Genomic DNA, 18,503 nt, shown 5'->3' on the forward strand with positions numbered 1-18,503 from the left:
GGTTTGGCGAGTCCCAACCTCGCGCGGAGGCCCTTGCTACCACGTACGACGCAGCGGTGAGCAGCGATCGGCGTATTTGGGCTGTTGACCCTGCCACAGGCAGTAGTAAGGGTCCTGCGCGATGCGCTCGAACCCGACGAGGCAGCCGGCACGGCCCCGAACGCTGTTGCTCTTCGCCTCCGGGGCGCTCGCGCTGTGTCTCGCGGGGAGTCCCGCTCACGCTGAGCCGTGCGCGCCGGCGAGCGGGTTGTCGACCTGCATCGATGCCGACAACTTGTGGCTCCGTCCTGGGAGTGGGCCGTTCTTCTCGATCGCGGACACCAGCACCGCACCGGCAGGAAACGCCTCGTTCGCCCTGGGCTTGAGCTATCAGTCGCGTCCGATCGGCTTGCTCGTCCCTGGACCGAACCGTGACGGGACGACCATCCATGTCGTCGACAACATGCTCAACGCGACCTTTCTGTGGTCCCTTGGGCTTACAGAACGACTCGAGCTGACCTTCGCCGCCCCGATAACGCTCTACCAAGATGGCGCTGGGCTCGGCGGCGTTCTCAACACGGATGAGCCTCTGCAGCGGAGCGCGATACGAGATCCTCGACTGGGTCTTGCGTTTGCCATCCTTCCGCAGCCTCGTGTCGGTCCTTCACAGGGATTCTCCCTCACGGCTCGCCTCGATCTCGGTCTCCCTGCGGGTGATGAGACCCTCTTCGCAGGGTCGTCGATGGCGACTGCGGTACCGAGCCTCGTCAGTGCAATTCGCGTCGGTCGCTTCGGCCTGGCTGCAGAGGCTGGTGCCCGCATCCGAGAGTCCACCAGCATCGCCGGCTCCGTCATCGGCTCACAGCTCACGGGCGCGGTGGGCGCATCGTACGACGTGCTCGCGCAACGCCGGCTCACGGTGGGGGCAGAGGTGTTCGCGCTCTACACACTCGCAACCCAGCCATCCTCGCCGCTGATCCCGGCAGAGTGGATCCTCTCAGCAAGTACGGCCCCCTTCCTTGCCGGGGACGTCTCCTTCTCTCTGGGTGGAGGAGGCACGATCCCGTTCGCGGATGAACATGCCGTCACATCTCCGCGCTTTCGCTTCACCTTTGCCGCACGCTACGCGCCCGGCGGGAGAGACACCGACGGAGATGGGGTCCTCGACCGCGACGATGCGTGCCCCGACGTCCCGGAAGATCGCGATGGCTTCCAGGACAGTGACGGGTGCCCCGATCCCGACAATGACGGAGACGGCATCCCCGATGCCCTGGATCGTTGCCGTGACGCCCCGGAGGATCGCGACGGCTTCCAGGATGAAGACGGCTGTCCGGACCTCGACGATGATGGGGATGGCATCCCAGACGACACCGACCAATGTCGAAATCAACCTGAAGATCGGGATGGGTTCCAGGACGAAGATGGTTGCCCTGACCCCGACAACGACGGCGATGGCATTCCAGACGAGCACGACCTGTGCCCCAACGGTGCCGAAGATTTCGACGGGTTCAAAGATGAAGATGGCTGTCCAGATCCGGACAATGACCTCGATCAGATCCCAGACGAACGCGATCTCTGCCCGGACGCGAAGGAAGATCTGGACGGATTCCAGGACGACGACGGTTGTCCGGACCTGGATAACGATGAGGATGGAGTCCCGGATCTGGAGGATGCTTGTCCCCTGCATCCCGAGACCATCAACGGCCAGCAAGACGAGGATGGCTGTCCCGAGCCAGGGGCGACAGCCACCGTTCGCTGGGAAAAAGACCAGGTCATCGTGGACGGCCTGGTCCCGTTCACGCCAGGGGGCGCTCGGATGCCCCCCGCACTGGAAGCCCAGCTCCGCATGGCGGCTCAGTTGATGCGAGGCCGTATGCCGCTCACATCCGTCATCATCGAGGCCTACCCCGATCGCCCCGGAGATGGCTCTGCGCGAGGATTGGAGCTGGCGGCCACGCGAGCCGACGCCGTCAAGGCGCGCCTTGTGGCAGGTGGCATCCCTGCAGAGTTGATCACGCCTGCTGCAGGAGACCCGACCCTGCGCCGCCCTCCCCGCGCACCGCAGATAGAAATCACCGTGAGCCGCCCTCCTCGGCCCAAGGCGCCCCCTGCTGCACTCACGCCAGAAAAGAGAGCGCCTTCCCCGGCTCCACAATCCCCGTCACCGCCTTCGAAACCTTCTCCGCCTGCAGAGGAATCGCATCGATGAATGTCATCGAGGCTCGTCGCCCACGTCATCTAATTGTTCGCGTCGATCGCGGCGAGGAACTTCCCGCCGCCCTGACACATGCTCTCGATGAGATCGAAGCACGCGCAGGCTGGATTCAAGGAACCGGCACACTCGAGGCCGCCGAACTTGCACCAGCCGATCCCACCACCCCTGCCCAGACGCAATCCCGTCGTATCGACAGCCCGTGTGAGGTCGTCTCACTCAGCGGCAGCATCGCCTCCCAGAATGGTGTCAGCACCGCTCGCCTCTGGGCGACGCTTGCACGGGAAAGCGAACTCGGCCTGCAACTCGCAGCAGGCGAGCTGCTCTGGGCACGCGCTCACTCGCTCGAGCTGCTCGTCACAGCGTTCGACGATGTGATCCTGGCCCGGGTCCCCGATGGCCACTCTCGCAACACTGTCCTGGCGGCGCAGACCGGAGCGCTCAGCACGCCAGCCACATCAGGGTACGTGTCGATGAGTGAGGTGGCATCGACGCCCCATGAAGGAGCCACGCAACTGGCAGCGGAGCCGGCGCGTCGTCAAACTCCCATCCCCACCAGGACGGTCGTCGACCCCAGCCCCGCGCAAGCAGCTCAAGGTCCGGCGATTCCCCAGCGTCTCCCACGCCAGGCGCAACAGCCTGAGGAAGTGTATCCAGAGGTCGGAGACCTGGTGACTCACTTCCACTTTGGAGATTGTGAGGTCATCGAGTCCGACGGCGAGAGAATCCGTCTTCGCCAGGAGCGAGATGGTCGCGTGCGAGAAGTCGCTTTGACCATGCTCAAAATCGAGGCCCCGACCATCGATCCCACCACCAGCAAGCATCGATTCAAGCTCTCCCGCAAGCACTGAGCTCCCGGCGACGAGCGACTGAAGGCGAAAACCGCCAAGACCTCAGCTCGTCGTCAGAACACCCGCTGCTTCACATCAATCGAATCACCTGCTTGTAGCGGGATATCTGGGATCCGGTTGTCGGAGATGTCATCGGCCGACACCGTGTCCACCACCGTCTTTCCGTCCTTCGACCGTCTCCGGATGGTGATCTTGTCGCGGTTGGCAACGCTGTTGAACCCGCCAGCGAGCGAGATGGCACGAAGAAGCGTCATGCCGGATTCGAGTGGAAACGAGCCCGGCTTCTGCACCTGACCCAGCACCTCGATTCGCTTCGACTTGTACGCTTTGACACTCACGGACACGCTCGGATCGATGAAGTATTGCTCCTCCATCAACCGGGCGCGCACCAGCGCAGCGATCTCTTGAGGCTCCAGTCCGGCCACCTTGATCCGTTTGATGTAAGGCACATCGACCGTCCCATCGGGAGCGACCGTGAACACCGTCGGCAGTTTCTCTTCTCCGACCACCCGAAGTTCGAACTCGTCACCCTCTTCGATGGATGTTGTCTCCATCGGTGCAGGCAGATTCGCTGGTCGCGCTGGCGCTCTCGTGCAACCCACCAGCAACAAGGTCATCACCAGCCCGCTGGAGAGACCCAGCCGCTTCACATGAACCAGCGGGCGCCCAGATAGGCTTCGAACTGTTGCCACTGCAGTGAGTTTACCCCCTCGGAGACGACCAATGACGTCTGGCTGATGTTCGCATTATAACGTATCGTAGCGTTGATTCCGATCGAGTCCATCACCCGGTATTCCCCCAGTGCGGTCGCGTCCACCCTGATATCGGTCCATCCAGAATGGGCCGCGAAGAAGCCATTCGAAGGGATGTCCGGGTAGATGATGGCCGCCACACCGCCCTCGATATCCAGCAGCATCCGGCCTCCAAAGAAGTACGTCAGCTTTGCATAGCCACGATCACGCTCGAAATAAGTCCCGATCAGGCTGTCCTGGAAGTCACGGATGAAACCGGCAGAGATGGATGGCAGAGGCAGATTGGCCACGGGATCCTGCGACTGCGGTGTCGAGAGGTAATACTTCACCTCGAGCTGACCGATGACGCTATCGAAGTCGCTCCCATCGACGGGCTCGGAATAGAAGCTGGCTCCCCAGCCAGCAAGGGCCGTCACTCTCAACGATGGCGTGAGCAAACCATTCAGCCCCATCCGGACACGCAGCGGATGCCCCGATTTGTTGCCATCGGGATAGCTCAGGAAGCCCAGGGAAGCGTCATAGACTGCCGCGGTCCGAGGCAAGAAACGCCAGCGTCCACGAGTCTCCACATTATGTACCAGGTTGGTCAGATTCTGGAACTGACCCGACTCGAATATCATTCCGTTGAAATGATAGCCGAGGCGCCAATCCAGCAGCCCGCCACCAGGAGTCCAGATGATATCGCCACCAGCGGCAGCGTTGATGCGGTTGAAGCTCTCCTCGGTGAACCCTTGATCGGTAGGCGCGATGGTTCGTCCAAATGACGCGTCGAGGTTCCCTGACCATGGCCGCTGCGGCATGATCGCCAGCTGCAAGTCGAGCAATCCGCCGACATTACGCTGACCACTCATCAGCTCTTTCCCTGCATCCGGACCGGAGACGGGGATGAACTCGTTGTAGGTCGCCGAGATACCAGCTCGAAATGCGAAGTCAGGAGGAGGAGTGTCCGGACTTGCATGACTACGCTGAGGGCCCAGCGTCGATAGAGAGAACGACGGGGTAATCCGGAACCGCAACGAGCCTACGGGGTCTTCGCTATCTGCTCGTCGAAAAAAGTTGCTGTCGTAGCCGAACTCGGCCGCGCCGCCCGGATGCAGCTCGAAATCTCCGACCCGAATACCGATTCCTTCGGTGTACTGACGATCGGTCAACCAAGGCTGGTCCTGCGCTCCCGCTACCCATGGAAGGACCATGACGAAAACGAACGCGGGAAACGACGCAGCGATTGATGCGCAAGATTTCATCGCCTGTGCAGTCGCTGCCCCGTACCCGAAGGAAGACGCCTACCTGAAACAGCTACTGCAAGAAGGCGGCTCGACGATGGTCGTGGTGGTTGGTTTATTGGAAGCATCTTCAGGAGGGAGATTCGGATCGACGGATGACGAGACTGCGCTATCGCCGATGAACCCTGCTTCCTTCCCGATACATTGGTTGGCCTCTGCGGAAAGCTGTTCAGCACGCTGGCGGAGCACGGTCAGAATTGTGAATTCATGGCTCGCCAGCTCGGCATCGTTGCGATTGACGGCCAGCTCGAGCCCTTGCTTCCGCTCTCGTGCAGACCGGAGAGCCACATCGACCTGATTGAGCTTGTCGTTCAGACACAACGTCTTGACAACATCTCTCTCGTTGCGGGCGCTCTCGAGCTGTTTCCTGACCGTCGTCCGTAGACTCTCCATGCGGGCCAGAAAGCCTTCGCACTGAGCGAGCTGCTCCGCAGGTGATGTCGGCGTCTGGCGACCAGACCCGTCCATTGCACCAGGCGGCGGTGGAGCGAGGCTCTGTGCCTGAGCTGCTGCGATGCCGTGCCCAATGATGAGCGCGATCACGGCCGCTGCGGAGAAGCCGAGAAGACTGTCTCGCCTCATCCAGACCTCCGAGAACCCCAGCTCACGAGCGAAGTATAGAAGCCGCCGTCCGGGGTTGTCAAAACGCAACCAGGTCGACGCCCCGGACCAGAAGCTGCTCTGGCCTGGGCGCATGGTGTACCGGATTGGTTGCGCCTCGGCTTCGGAGCATTCAACTACTGACTCACGAATGTGACCGGAATGACGACGGTCGCGCCGCCCCCTTCCGGCGGAGCAAACTGGGCGCTCATCACCCGAGCAACGACGCACGACACGACGGTTCCGGAGAGACCGCCCCCCGACGGCGTGGCCGAGAGCACCTCACCGTTGGGACCGATCCGTGCGGTTATACGCACGGAACCTTTCATCGTCGGATCTTCTTGAAGACCTCGGTTATAGCAGCGTCGGAACCCTGCGCCCATGCCAGCCACCACCGACGAGGCGTTCGCGACATTGCCCCCCGACACTGCGGCGCCCCCCACCTGAGCGCTCCCGACAGGGCCCTTCACTTTCTGCGTCGATCCCGCAGTTGCCGGGCCCGCACTCGACGTGTCGCCGATTCCAGCCAGACCGCTACCCCCGACGGCTCCGGGACGTACCGTCCCGCTGCCTCCGCTCGACAAGTTGAGACCCGCAACCCCGCCCCGACCTACCCCCGAGTTGCTCGACGCAGCTCCTTCGAGCAGCTCCAGGGAAACATCACCCGAGGTGAGGACATTGGCCGTTGCGTTGCCAGTCGAGCTGAGAGCACCGAGCATCTGCATCTCGAGTTGCTGAAGCTCGTTCACGATCGCTGCAGCGCGAGCATCGCTCACCTTGCCAGGAGCGGAGGCCCCCTTCGAGGCCCCGGAAGCCTTGGGCGCCTCTGCGGCAGCCTGTGCCGTCTGAGCCGTGGCGGTCTCGGTCTCCTTCGGTTGCTCCACCGGAGGTGGAGGGGGGAGCTGCTTCACGGACTCGATGAGCGCAGCGACGTTGCTCTCGTCGTCAATGACCGGATCCATCCAGTCCGAGTAGATGGACCCCACCACACCGAAATGAATCAGGAACGAGAACGCCGCGATGATCGTCGTCGTCCAGTCGACCTGCTCGACGAGACTCGACCTGACGGCTGTCGGATGCAGCGACCGAGCCTCTACGGGAGGAGGTGCAATGAACTGAAACAGGAACGCCGTCTCACCGAGTACGATTTTTCCTCGTGCGTCGTCCGTGATCGGCACCTGATAGGCGTGCAGGTTGCCATGCTGAACGCGCTTCGCTGAAGCCTTGAGCGTGTCGAGCTCCACCACACCGCGCGTCGACGCGATGCGCCCCTTCATGCCATCGAGGAACGTGAGCTGGTATTCGCTCCCGACGCTCTCGAACAGTTTGAAGCTGGGTGGAAGAGCCCTGTTCACGAGCACGAACATGCTCTTCTCGCTCGGCCCGATGGTCACGTCCGCACGTTCTTTGAGGACGCGCTCCTCGAGCACCCTGCCCCCCTGTACCAATCCGATTCGCAGCACCTTCGGACCAGAAGGCGGCGGCGTCGCCGCACGCATGCTGGCAGTGATCTGCCCAGGGCTGTGGGAGGAGGAGGGCGAAGACAGCTGCTGGGTCATGCCGCGGAGTTCCAGAAGGCCGGGAGCGAACGCCCGCCGACCGTGAGGGTACACGGCCCCCCACGGCGGGTCCAGGCAGGTGCCCTCAAAGGTCGCGGCGACGAGCCAGCGTCCTTACCCCCTACCATCAACGCTTCCATCTCCGTGAGCGGCGCTCCGATGCTCCGGGTGGCTCGACGACATCTCCCATCACCGCGGAGACGAGAGCATCCACGATCTCCCGCTGCTTCACTGCCTCGACACGCGCCCTGGATCCGAGCGCCGCAGCCCACACGGCAGAAGCCGCCCCCGTGCCAAGGACCACAACTACCGTCCTCGGAGGAGCACCCATCAGGTATGCGCTCGTCGCGAGCAGGAGGCCCCCCAGTGCGGCAAGTCGCGACGCCGTTTGCGACCAGGCGGAGCCGAGCTCCGTCTCATGTCCGACTTCGGCCAGAAGTTCGTTTACGATCGCAACTCGAGCACCGGCGCCAGAAACGTCCATCAATGCCCGGGCAAGCCTGCCCTCGAAACTCCCGGGCGCTGCCTCTCTGGATAGAACAGCCAGCCGTTCCTTCTCGGGCATCCTTCGAAGCAGCCGGGTCATTCCTGCGATATCAGGCGCCGTGACAGCTCCAACACGCGCGCGGTATCGCCACACACCCACGACGCAGAAGAAACTGAGGAACAGCGAAAGCGTGAGAACGAACGCTTCGCCCATCCTTCTAAAACGGATCCTTGTAAATCGCCTGCTCGATGCGATCGAGGAAAGGTTGCCTCAACTCCGCCAGCGTCAGCTTTGGCTGGATTCGCGCCACATCCACAGCGGCGATCGGCTTCTGGATACGTCCGGTGATGGTTACCTCCGACAAGGTGATCACACCGCGCTGCTTGGCCCGCTCCTGCGCTGAAGCCTCGCCGCTCAGACTCGTCAATGTCCAGGCCGCTGCGAGCGCACCGAGCCCCCACCTCAACCATCGAGACACCGTCGACCTCATTGGTTCGTACCTCCAGACTCCGGAGTTGGCCCCTGGGGGGCTGAACTCTCGACAGGTGGCGATTCATTGGGAGGCGAAGCACCGCCAGGGCCAGGCCCGCTGGGCACTGTCGACCCTGGCGAAGTCCCCCCTGCTTCCTGGGACGGCTGCACCGCGGGAGCGGCAGAAACCGCAGCGGCCGAGGCAGCAAGCTCACTCTCCTTGAGCTTTGCCCGATTCAACAGCTCGTCCGAATCGTCACGCGCCCCTTTGCGGCGAAGCTCCTGAAAGCGTTTCAACGAATTCTGCGCCTCGGCCACTTGCTGAGCAGGGGTCATCCCCGGAACAACAGAAGCAAACAGATAGAGCAGGCCCAGGTTGTAGTGAACCTCGGGCACATTCGGATTCCGCGAGATCACCCACTCGAGTTCACGCTTCGCATCCAGGTAGCGCTCGAGGAGCCGGTACGCATCCCCGAGCGCCAGATGCGCAGGAAGCTGATCGGCATCAAAGCGGATTGCACCTTCGAGGAGCGGCAGTGCTTCCTGAGCATTGCCTGCCTCGAGGAGCATCGTCGCAAGCTGCACGCGAGCCTCCACCATGTCTGGACGCCTCGCCACTGCCCGCTGGAACTGTTCCATCGCTTCGCGCCGCTGTCCCTGCTCTCGAAAGATCAGTCCACGGATGAGGAGCGCCTCCGGGTTGTCCTTGTCTCGTGGCGGATTCTCTGCGACGGGCTCGAAACCGTCCAGAATCGCTTGCAGGGCGTACAGAGCGAGATCGAGTCGACGACTGCGGTAGTGGTCGCGCGCAATGACCACCATCGCTGGTCGGTAGTCCGGGTTCAGCTTGAGCGCCTCCTGAGCAATACGTTGAGCAGAACCCGTGTCGCGCTGCAGCGACTTGATCTCCGCCAGCGTGGCAGCGATCGCTGCCGACTTCGGCATCTGCCCACGCTTCTCATTGAGAATGCGCTCCGCTTCTCCGAGCTGTCCTTGCTTCGCGAGCAGCATCGCGTAGCCCACGATCGCCGGCTCGTAATCGGGAGCGATCGAGAACGCCTGACGATAGCTCGCTCCGGCTGCAGTGTCACGAAGGCGCTCCTGTGCGACACCGAGCGAGTAGAACGCAGGGGCCGCGCGCGGGTCCGCTTGCGTTGCCTGCAAGAAGAGAGTTCGAGCGCTCCCGAGATCCCCTTGGGCGAACGCTGCAAGGCCCTGCTGGTAGGCCATCACCGCTTGCGGATTCATCACCGAAGGCACCACCGCCCCCGGAGGCTCCACAGCTGAAGGAGCTGGTCCCCCCCAGGCGGGCATTGCCGGCGGCGGCATCTGGCCTGTTCCCATGCTCTGGGGCGCTCGGGGGGGGATCTTCGCATCCTCCGCGCAGCCGCTCAGAACGATTGGGAGCAGCAGCAGTCCCCAAATGGCGACCAGGATCGACGTACCGCTCTCGACGCACCTCACGGGATCACCGGCGCTGGCTCGGGAAGACCATCTGGCATCAACGAGGGCAAGATGCCCGGTCGACTCCGCAGGAACACCCCGTCCTTGTAGTCGAACGGAGATTGGCTCTCCGGGTCCATGATCCCAGACGTCCATTCGCGGATCTTCGCATCGCCAAGGATGTCGGTGAAGAACGCCAGGCGCTGGAGCGCATGATCCACTGCGGCGTTGCGGATGTTCCATGCCCTCGACCAGACGACCGCTTCGGCATAGAATTTCACCATGGCCTGGTCTGCGTCGTTCAATGAGCGCTCACGCGCTGCGCGCCACTCCTCGCGCCGGCGTTGACGAAGCGCATCCGCGACCTCTTGCAGATCTTCACGGTTGCTCGTCTCCGCCGCCTTCAGCAGCTTCTCCTCGCGATCGTTATAGAGCTTCAAGCCCGGAGGACGAGCATTGTAGAGCCCCGTCCGACAGGAGTCGTACAGCGATCCCTGCCGAGCCCGCGCTGCAACCGACCAGGTCCGCGACTGGAACGTGGTGATCACCTCCTGCAGCTCTTTGAAGTAGATGTCGTTCGCCTTCGCGAGATCACCTTCAAAAGACTTTTTGACCTTGTCGATGACACCTTCATAGCGATGGTGTCCAGTCTCGTAGTCGAAGCTCTGCCGCAGCTTCTCGTCGATGGTCGTATACGCACACTCGGCCGCCATATCGGACTGGATCGTGCCCTTGACCTTGCCGTCGACAGAGCGACGGAAGGCGATGAAAGCATTCACCGTGTTACGGCACCAGTCGCGCGCCTGCGGCTCCCCCGCAGCTCTCCGTAGTTTCGCCGTGTGATAGGCGGCCTGTACGAGATAGGGGGTCGCAGCGGCATTCACTCGATAAATGTTGAAGTAGCTCTCCATCGCGACGAGCGCCTTCATCCTGGCTGCCCGATTCCCACCTTCGTCGGGGCCTCGTTCGTCCCAACCCCGGAGCTCGGTCGAGGCGACCAGAAAGTCGATGTCCGCTCTCTGCGCAGGGTCCGGCTTGAGCTCCAGGAACGTGGCTCTCGCGGCGTCCACCCGATCCCTGTCGCCGGCGTTCGCATAGAGCAGCACCGCGTTCCGGGCAGCTGCGCGACGGTCTTCCTGCTCGAATCGATCCTTCTTCGCAATTGTCTCGAACGTCTCTGCTGCAGAGCGATAGTTGAAGAAGAGCACGTAGGCGGCAGACAGCGCGTCATAAGCCTGCTTCAGATACTTGACACGCTCCTCGTATCGCTTCGGATCCGACGGCTTTGGTGGGCTGGCACTGGCATCTCCTTTTTCCAGGAGGCTCAGGTTCTGCTCGCTGCCGTATTCCCGGATGAAGAGGGAGTACATCGCAATTGCCTGATCGTAGTCTCCCACCTGCTTGTAGGAGTAGGCACCATTCATCGCCGCCTCGGGAGCCTCATCACGCGCTGGCGCTTTCTCCAGCGCAACCTGATAAAGCGCCGCCGTCTCCCGCCACGCTTTCACTCGCTCGGGGCCATCCGGCATCTTCTCGGCCTTGTCGAAGGCCCGAGCCGCGTCGAGATAATACCCACGAGAAATGGTGGGGCGCGCTATTTGCTCCTGCTTGAGCCGCTGCTCTTCGTTGACGGCGCAGCTCTTGGCCAGCGCCGCCTCTGCGAGCTTTCTGCTCATTTCCACGTTGCTCTCGAGGTTGGACATCGTGGTGAGCCGCTCCCAGGCGCGATAGCCCCACTCCGTCTTGCCACACTGCTCGTTGTAGATGGGCTCGAGCCGCCGGCGCGCCTCGTCGAACTGACCATAGAGGAAGTAGAAGTCGCCAGCCTGGAAGGCGTAGAGATCCATGTTCTTCGGCGCATCCAGCGCCGGCGGTACCCGCTGAATGTATTCTTCACGGGCCGAGATGGCGTCGAGGATGGGCTTGGGCACCGTCTCCTTCACCACCTGGAGCTTCTCGCCTTCGCCGACCGTCTTCACTTTGTCTCGCTCTTCGATGCCCTCCTGACCGCCGCTGTGCTGGTACCGCTTGTACTGATCGACCAGTTGCTGGTGAGCAGTATCGACGACCATGTACGCGGCTTGCTGCAGGAATCTGTCGTCCTCGTTGGAGTCACGCACGGCAATCCCTGTCCGGCGCGCGGCCTCCACATCTGCGGCCGACGGAGAGCGATCCATCTCTACCTGGAGCACCACCACCATGTGGCTGGCGTCTGCGAGCCAGTAGCGGCTCTCGTAGGCATCCGGCGAGTTCTCATCCTGGCTGAGATAGCCCTCCCACCCTTGAGCGGCCATCCGGTACTCGCCAAGCGCACGCTCCAGGAGTTTGTCTCGCTCTTCTTTATCGCCGATTCCGGATGCTCGCTGCGCCAGTGCACTTCCCGAATTGGTGTGATCGGCCGCCGCCCGCCGAAGGCCACCACGCACGAGCCGCTCTGCCGTCTGCAGCGCCTCTGGATCGTCTTTGTTCGCCTCGGTCCACCCCGTCTTGCCCACGTACTGGGCGAGCTTGGTCCTGGCGTCGAGCGCCTTCGCAGCGTTCTGCGCACGCTCCGCCGTCCCTTCTCGCGATTGCGCAGCAAGCATCTCATAGACGTCGGCGATCTGGTTCTGCACGACCGGCGCATCCCGATCCAGAGGCCACTTCGCCAGGATCAGCTCCCCGACCTCCATCATGTTCCGGAACTGAGCGAGCTCTTTGAACTCCTGCATGAGCGCGCGATAGATCGCGACGGACCACTTCTCCTTCTGTGGAACGAGGGAAGGATCCTGGACGCGCTGGATGGCGATCCGGAGCTTCTGCTCGGCGACGCCAGGATCGCTCTCCAGATCCAGCACATCATTACGCGGAACGAACGGCTCCGTGGCCCCTGGTCCAACGAAATCGGTATAGGTCAGCGCGCTGGCAATGTACGTATAGGCTTCGGCACGAAAATCCGCCCCTGGATCTCCCGACAGCTTCTCCTGCTCGTCGTTGTAGCGAAGCAGCTCGATGAAGGAACGGACGGAGGTCTCGTACCGCTGCTGCTTGAAGTAAGTCCACGCGAGCTTGTACCTCGCCACGCCGTGGACCGGAGGCTTCTTGTACTTGACCGACTGTCTGTAGGCAGCCTCTGCACGATTGAAATTGAACGGTCCCCCCGCCGCATCAATCTCGTCGAAATGATAGTCACCGATCTGCCACCAGACCTCGGGGACGTAACGTGGCTCATCTCCCAGAGGGACTTTTTGCGCTATCGGCTGGCAGCTGTCTGAATAGAGATTCTTGTAGACGACTTCGTCCTCTATCTGCGGCGTCTCCGGTTCCTCTCCCGGAGTTCCGGTCGGCCTGCGCTGACCTTGTGGTGCCGGCTTCACCGCGCCTATCGGCGTCGGATGCCTCGCCTCCCATCCCGTCCAGTAATCAGCATCGTGATCTTGAGGGAGAGGAGCGACCGTGTCCCGCCTGGGGTCTCTGGGATCTGGTGCCGTCGGGTAGGGGAACTTGTTGTGACAGACCAGCGACCGCCACACCTGCTGCGCCTCCGGTAGCCGCTCGGAGTCGTTCAGTGCGTGACCGAGGTAATAATAGACTCCGGCCAGTTCACGGTATGCTGGGAACTCACCAATGATTCGCTTGTAGAGCGCAATCGCGGGCAAGAGACCCACGCCGAGATCTTCGCTCGCATCGGAATCAGTCCGTATCCGCTCTTCGTAGAGCGCGGCCAGACGAAACATGGCATCGGGCGAGGCCTCAGGCTGTGCGTTCGGCCCTGTGTAGCGCTGAATGAAGGCCTCGAGCCTGCGAATCGCTTCTTCACGGGCCTCTCTCAGCGCCTTCCTCTCAATGGCGATTTCATTGTCGAGCGCGGTGATGATGCGCTGCCGGCGCACCTCATAATGCTGCTTGATGAGCCGGGTGATGTTGTCACGATAGGCATTCGCCGCCTGCTCGTAGGCTTCCACCTGTTTCTCGAGCCTGGTCAAGTCGGCGACCTGCTGCGCAGTCGGCGGTGGCAACGGCGGGGCCGCCTTGCGAACCGCTCTTGGGGTCGCAGACCCCTGCGCGGACGTGGGCACGCCGGGCGTCTGCAACGCTGGCGTCTGAGCACCGAACAGCGGGGTCGCACGCAGATCCACGGGCGCGGTCCCCCTCGGTGGATTCGTGGAACCTCCGGCTGCCGTACTTCCAGGCGAAGGAGATGGCGCCACGGATCCCGCCTGGCCCGGTACGGATGACGACGCTCCCGGCTCCCCACCGGACGGGGCCTGTTGCCCCTGCACCTGTGGGGTTACCATCATCGTGACAGAGAGGCTCAACAGAGCGGCCAGGCTCCGAGGCCGAAGACTCCTCGATCCGTGCCGCTCGCTCACGGCACCTTCTCCTTGGTGCTCTCGTCGGCTTCCCCCCCCGTCGGTCCTCCACCGTCGTCCAGGACCTCGTTCAGCTCGTCGCGCAGCATTTTGTCTTCGCGCGTCCGCTCCACTTGCAGGCTCCGCACGCGGGTCATCTGCTCCTCGCGCACCTCCCAGGCCTGCTCCGTGATCCCCACATCGGCTCGAAGCACGATGTTCTTGAGACGATCGCGCACCTGCCCGAAGTTGCGCATGGCCACCTCGCCGACCACGAGCCGTGCCTCCTGGTCGAGCGCCTCGAGCTGCAATGAGTAGTTCACCACGTTGGCTGTCTCCTGGGCGACAGCACGCTGAAGCTGGAATGAACGTCGCTCCACCTCCCCCTCCAGCTCTTGCATCGTCCTCTCGAGGAAGCTCTCCATCCCCTCGGCCGTCCGCAACAGCGGGTGGAGCCGCCGAGCGTAAGCGGCGAGCTCCGGGCCACCTCCTCCCTGCAGCGCCAGGGTCACCTCCCGGCCCAGCGCTTCGCGGTAGGCCTGGCGCACCTGCACGTCCTCCACAAAACGCTGATCTCCGAAGCCCACTTGCACCCGCCCGGCGCCGATCATCTTGCGGAGCTCCTCGATCTGGTGCCGAAAGCTCGCCAGCTCTTGCTCACGCTGCGCCAGGTCCTGTGCGTATCGCCCCATCATTGCCGGGTCGCGCACCACACCGGTCGTTGGTCCCTCTCGGAGCATCCGTCGAAGACCGTTGACGGTCGCTTGCAGGGTGTCGACCTGGAGGTTCAGTCCCTGCAGGGCTTGAGAGGCCTGGTTCCATTGCTTGAGCGCCTCCTGGTCACGTTGCAGGAAGTCACCCTCCGTCACGGGAATGCGTGCGAGACGCGCCTGAAGTGCACGCCGCTGCGCCCGCGCCTGCCCGATGGGGCCCGCCAGCGCCCCCGGCGTCACGTCGTCCATCCCTTGCCCCACCGTCAGCCGGGCCAGGCCGAGCCGGTTGAGCAGCGACAGCGTGCGTTCCTCCCCAGCCCTCAGCTCCGTGAAGGCCCGGACCCGGTTCGGAGAGCGGAGCAACGCATTCAACTTGTCGACCATCTCGCTCGACTGCTTGAGCAACGCGCGGCACCTGCCGGTGTCGTCGATGATCGCAAATGCCGTAGGGCCATCCTCGGCATCGCGCGCCCACTGGAGCGCGATCGGCGGCAGGCCCGAGCTGCTGTCGAGAACCTCTTCCTGGCTCAGCAGATCGTAGTAGAGGGCAGGATCGGCCGACCAGCCGAGGAAAGCGTCGACCCGCTCACGCATCGGGTCATAGCTGGCCCTGGTCCCTTCATAAATCTTGAGCGCTTTGTCGAAACGACCAGCCCGAAGGTTGAGGTCACCACGCAGTAGCGCGCTGTCGGCGATGTTCTGACTATCGGGCTGAGCGACGGCGAGCACCTCCAGGGCACGCTGCGCTCGGTCCACGTCACCGAGTCGAACGTAAACCCACGCGAGCTCGTAGAGCATGGTCCCGAACTCGGCCGACGCCCTCCCGACGCGGGTGTACGCTCGCGCCGCCTGGAGAAACTGATCGGCATCGTAAAAAAGACGTCCGATCGCCATCCATGACAGATCGATCACCTGCTGATGCTCGGGCGTATCTGCGGGAAGCTGGGTGACTTGCTGGAAGCGCTCGATCGCAGCCGTGTAGCGACTCACCGGGACTCGCGCAGGCTCCGCCTCTCCTGGAGCCGCCTGGTTTCCCGCGTCGGCGGTGTGCACCGGTGCGGCCGCAGCCGTCGCCTCTTTCAACGCGATCAGCGCCAGCAGGTATCCAGCCTGATGAAGGAGGCCACTGCTTGCGTCGACCACGCCGAGCGCGGCCCGTGCCGCTGCATGGTCGCGCTTGACGAACAGTGCCTTGCCACGCGCATAGGCGAGGGCACCGCCACCTGCCTCGGGAGGGATGGCGGACATCCCAGCCAGGACTTCATCGAGCGCGGCGTGCTCCCGTAGACGAAGCGCGATGTCCACGAGCCGCCCCAGCGCCCGCACCTGGTACGTGGCGAAGCGGGGCTCACCTCTACGTTCCACCAGCTGCTGGAACGTACGCCGCGCCGAGAGGTACTGCTTCGAACGAAAATAGGTCTCACCGAGCAACGCCAACGCATCTGGCTGAGCCGTCGAATGACCGGGGTACTTCTCGATCACCTCGTTCAGAACGGCGACTGCCCGATCGTAGTCTTTCGAGCCCATGAGCAGCACGGCGTCGGCTATCCGTGCAGCCGGGCTGCGCTCTTCTCCACGCGATCGGCGAATCGCATCCTGGATGATGCCGAGATCGCCATTGACGCCTGCGATCTCCTGAGAGGCACGCTGCGCGGCGCGCTCCGCATCGACCGCATGAGCCGCACCGGCGGACGAGAGGCAGGTCAGCAGACCAAGCCCTCCTCCCACCATCCGCGCTCGCGACAGGAACCGCATCGTGGGAATCCTATTTTCCGCCAGCGACCTGAGGCACGCTCGGGTCGGCGAGCCCGCTCGTCACCTTCTCCACGTACCGGATTGCGGGTCGTTCTTCGAGGGGGGTGGTGACGCCCCCTTTCTCGTAGGAGACCGCCTGCAGCTTGATCGTCTTGCCCTCGACGGCCGTGAAGGAGTGACTGGAGCGGACCTCGAAGCGATACCCTCGCAGGTACGAGAAAACCCCGAAGCCATTTCCCTGCAGGGTGACGAGCACCTGAAGGGTGTGGTCCCCGGGAGGGATCGTCCCGTTGAAGATCGGGATCTCCGATTGCTCCGAGAGCAGACCGGACTGGTCCGCCTTGTTGTATTGAACAGCGCCATCCAGCACGACCAGCACCTTCGTCAGCCTGAAGGCGCTGGACAGCTCGTTGTCGAAGCGGATCACCGCGCGCGAGCCGGCCCCACCCGTCGAAAGGATGGTATCGCTGAGCAGCGATAGACGGGTGTGGCTGCGGCGGATCTGCTCTTTGAGCTCGTCGATCCGCTGCTGCAGCCCACGCAAGCGTACCGCATAGGTTCCCCCATCCATCACAGGAGCCTGGGCCGGTGGCTGGCCAGAAGCTGGTTGCGCCTGGGGTGTCCCGACAGATGTGGAAGCCTGTCCTGGTGCCACCTGGGCTCCATCGGCAACCGACGGAGATGATGTCGCAGGCTGCACGGAGGGTTCACCCGATGCTCCACCAGGCGGCGTGGATGACCCTGGCACGGCCCAGCCCGACGCAGGCTGAACAGGCGCCGTGCCTGGCTGCACGGAGGGAGGTGCGGAAGCGGCCGGCGCCACGACCGGAGGCGACGGTGGCGCCCCTGCGGTCTGCGCAGAGGCGGGCGCGACCGTCAAGAAGGTCCCGACTCCCACCGCGAGCACCTGAATCAGACGCATCATGGAACACCTCGCCGTCGAATCCGAGCACCGACCAGCTTGAAGGAGCGCTCCCGACCGGCGGACCGGAGTGTAGTTGCCAGGGCGTAGTAGGTGCAACGACCTGGGATCCATTGTAAGGCCACGTTGACCAGCCAGGCGCCCTGACGCTTTTGCTCCGGGCAGTCGAAACCGTGCTCGAGCGCACGCAGGGCTCCCCTGCCCCCTGTGCTTCACGGAGTGAGCCTGTCTCCCCGAGTCACCTCGCTCAGCCGAGAGGCATGCACCAGAGCCAGGTGTTTCTGCTCGGGGCTCGCTCGCAGCCGGGGTGATCCGCTAAGGTGCCCCCTGTGTCACTCATCGGAGGGCGCCTCAGAACTTGGCCACACCTCGTGCGTCCAATGCAGCGCATGCCCTCCCCCTCCCCGGCTTCCCGGGGCACCGCGGGACTAGCTCCTCCCAGGTTTCCCGGACGTCAGCCCCAACCTGAGACGGCAGTTCATCGTGCTCTCGGGCCGTTCAGGGGTTGAGCATGAGTTCGATCTCTCGCGCTGAGCTGACGGACGAAGTCCTGATGATGCGGTTCCAAGGAGGAGACCGCACGGCCTTCGCCGGTCTTGTCAGGAGGCACAAGACACCCATCTTCAACTTCATTCTGCGCCAGGTAAGAACGAGGCAAGCGGCAGAGGATCTCACCCAGGACGTCTTCGTCAAAATTGTGCAGAACGCAGCCGACTTCAAGCATGAGGCCAGGTTCTCGACCTGGGCCTACACCATCGCGCGCAACGTGTGCATCGACCACCAGCGCAAGATGTCGCTGCGTCGTCATCCTTCGCTCGACCAGGCGAGCGGTGAGCACGGCGATGGCCCCACCCTCGGGGATCGCACAGCCGACAATGCCCCTGGCGCCTCGGTGGACCGGGTGGCCATCGGTGCGGAGATGGGTCAGCAGATCACGAAGGCCGTCGAACGACTGCCTCCGGAGCAGCGAGAGGTCTTTCTCCTTCGCGAGCTCGGCAACGTCCCGTTCAAGGACATCGCTCAGATGATGGGGGTACCCGAAAATACGGTGAAGAGCAGGATGCGCTATGCGCTCGAGCGCCTGCAGGAGGCGCTCGCCGAGTACGAGGACTACGCCCGGGCGCTGCGGTAGGGCGCAGGGAGCG

At 63.3% G+C, this 18,503-nt stretch carries 13 protein-coding genes; 3 read left to right on the forward strand and 10 right to left on the reverse strand.

Going from position 1 to position 18,503, the window contains the following annotated elements:
* The first annotated feature begins 121 nt into the window (after positions 1-121).
* Together CMC5_RS36440 and CMC5_RS43565 are read left to right on the forward strand one after the other, a co-directional pair.
* Positions 122-2,188: an OmpA family protein gene (locus CMC5_RS36440; protein ID WP_082363120.1), complete on the forward strand. Its 2,067-nt coding sequence runs from the start codon at positions 122-124 to the stop codon at positions 2,186-2,188.
* The gene (locus tag CMC5_RS43565) at positions 2,185-3,042 is read left to right on the forward strand and encodes a PPC domain-containing DNA-binding protein (RefSeq protein ID WP_082363121.1); all 858 of its coding nucleotides are present in this window, start codon (positions 2,185-2,187) and stop codon (positions 3,040-3,042) included. Before CMC5_RS36440 ends, CMC5_RS43565 begins: the two co-directional genes overlap by 4 nt.
* 53 nt (positions 3,043-3,095) lie before the next feature.
* On the opposite strand, the gene CMC5_RS36455 is transcribed toward CMC5_RS43565, so the two are convergent.
* The 10 genes from CMC5_RS36455 to CMC5_RS36495 form a co-directional block, all read right to left on the reverse strand.
* A complete protein-coding gene (locus tag CMC5_RS36455) occupies positions 3,096-3,692 on the reverse strand; it encodes a polysaccharide biosynthesis/export family protein (RefSeq protein ID WP_245678044.1) in 597 nt (198 codons plus the stop codon).
* A complete protein-coding gene (locus CMC5_RS36460) occupies positions 3,689-4,945 on the reverse strand; it encodes a hypothetical protein (protein ID WP_245678045.1) in 1,257 nt (418 codons plus the stop codon). Before CMC5_RS36460 ends, CMC5_RS36455 begins: the two co-directional genes overlap by 4 nt.
* Positions 4,946-5,077: 132 nt before the next feature.
* A complete protein-coding gene (locus tag CMC5_RS43570; RefSeq protein ID WP_082363122.1) occupies positions 5,078-5,659 on the reverse strand; it encodes a hypothetical protein in 582 nt (193 codons plus the stop codon).
* Positions 5,660-5,814: 155 nt separating this feature from the next.
* Complete coding sequence (locus tag CMC5_RS36470; protein ID WP_050434724.1) at positions 5,815-7,236, reverse strand: AgmX/PglI C-terminal domain-containing protein; 1,422 nt, start codon at positions 7,234-7,236, stop codon at positions 5,815-5,817.
* A 127-nt stretch (positions 7,237-7,363) separates the two neighbouring features.
* On the reverse strand, positions 7,364-7,936 hold the full coding sequence (locus tag CMC5_RS45355) for a hypothetical protein (protein WP_156339126.1): 573 nt from the start codon (positions 7,934-7,936) through the stop codon (positions 7,364-7,366).
* 4 nt (positions 7,937-7,940) lie between these two features.
* A complete protein-coding gene (locus CMC5_RS36475) occupies positions 7,941-8,096 on the reverse strand; it encodes a hypothetical protein (protein WP_245678047.1) in 156 nt (51 codons plus the stop codon).
* Positions 8,097-8,209: 113 nt separating this feature from the next.
* A complete protein-coding gene (locus CMC5_RS36480; protein WP_342673913.1) occupies positions 8,210-9,538 on the reverse strand; it encodes a tetratricopeptide repeat protein in 1,329 nt (442 codons plus the stop codon).
* 116 nt (positions 9,539-9,654) lie between these two features.
* Positions 9,655-13,755 carry a tetratricopeptide repeat protein gene (locus CMC5_RS48155; RefSeq protein ID WP_245678048.1) on the reverse strand — a complete coding sequence of 1,367 codons (4,101 nt, stop codon included), beginning with the start codon at positions 13,753-13,755 and terminating at the stop codon, positions 9,655-9,657.
* A gap of 230 nt (positions 13,756-13,985) precedes the next feature.
* On the reverse strand, positions 13,986-16,436 hold the full coding sequence (locus CMC5_RS36490) for a tetratricopeptide repeat protein (protein ID WP_050434727.1): 2,451 nt from the start codon (positions 16,434-16,436) through the stop codon (positions 13,986-13,988).
* A gap of 10 nt (positions 16,437-16,446) precedes the next feature.
* Positions 16,447-17,007, reverse strand: coding sequence for a hypothetical protein (locus CMC5_RS36495; protein ID WP_245678051.1), 561 nt, complete (start codon positions 17,005-17,007; stop codon positions 16,447-16,449).
* Positions 17,008-17,869: 862 nt separating this feature from the next.
* On the opposite strand from CMC5_RS36495, the gene CMC5_RS36500 reads away from it, so the two are divergent.
* Positions 17,870-18,490 (forward strand): RNA polymerase sigma factor, encoded by a 621-nt coding sequence (locus CMC5_RS36500; RefSeq protein ID WP_050434728.1) that lies wholly within the window; start codon positions 17,870-17,872, stop codon positions 18,488-18,490.
* Positions 18,491-18,503: the final 13 nt, after the last annotated feature.

The organism is Chondromyces crocatus (genome assembly GCF_001189295.1).
In the GTDB taxonomy this organism is placed as follows: Bacteria; Myxococcota_A; Polyangia; order Polyangiales; family Polyangiaceae; genus Chondromyces; species Chondromyces crocatus.

Excerpts from the sequence above, each read along its gene's own strand:
- CMC5_RS43565 (WP_082363121.1), top strand. The coding sequence starts at position 2,185 with ATGAATGTCATCGAGGCTCGTCGCCCACGTCATCTAATTGTTCGCGTC.
- CMC5_RS45355 (WP_156339126.1), bottom strand. The coding sequence starts at position 7,936 with ATGGGCGAAGCGTTCGTTCTCACGCTTTCGCTGTTCCTCAGTTTCTTC.
- CMC5_RS36490 (WP_050434727.1), bottom strand. The coding sequence starts at position 16,436 with ATGCGGTTCCTGTCGCGAGCGCGGATGGTGGGAGGAGGGCTTGGTCTG.
- CMC5_RS36480 (WP_342673913.1), bottom strand. The coding sequence starts at position 9,538 with ATGGGAACAGGCCAGATGCCGCCGCCGGCAATGCCCGCCTGGGGGGGA.
- CMC5_RS43570 (WP_082363122.1), bottom strand. The coding sequence starts at position 5,659 with ATGAGGCGAGACAGTCTTCTCGGCTTCTCCGCAGCGGCCGTGATCGCG.
- CMC5_RS36500 (WP_050434728.1), top strand. The coding sequence starts at position 17,870 with ATGAGTTCGATCTCTCGCGCTGAGCTGACGGACGAAGTCCTGATGATG.
- CMC5_RS36495 (WP_245678051.1), bottom strand. The coding sequence starts at position 17,007 with ATGGATGGGGGAACCTATGCGGTACGCTTGCGTGGGCTGCAGCAGCGG.
- CMC5_RS36470 (WP_050434724.1), bottom strand. The coding sequence starts at position 7,236 with ATGACCCAGCAGCTGTCTTCGCCCTCCTCCTCCCACAGCCCTGGGCAG.
- CMC5_RS36440 (WP_082363120.1), top strand. The coding sequence starts at position 122 with ATGCGCTCGAACCCGACGAGGCAGCCGGCACGGCCCCGAACGCTGTTG.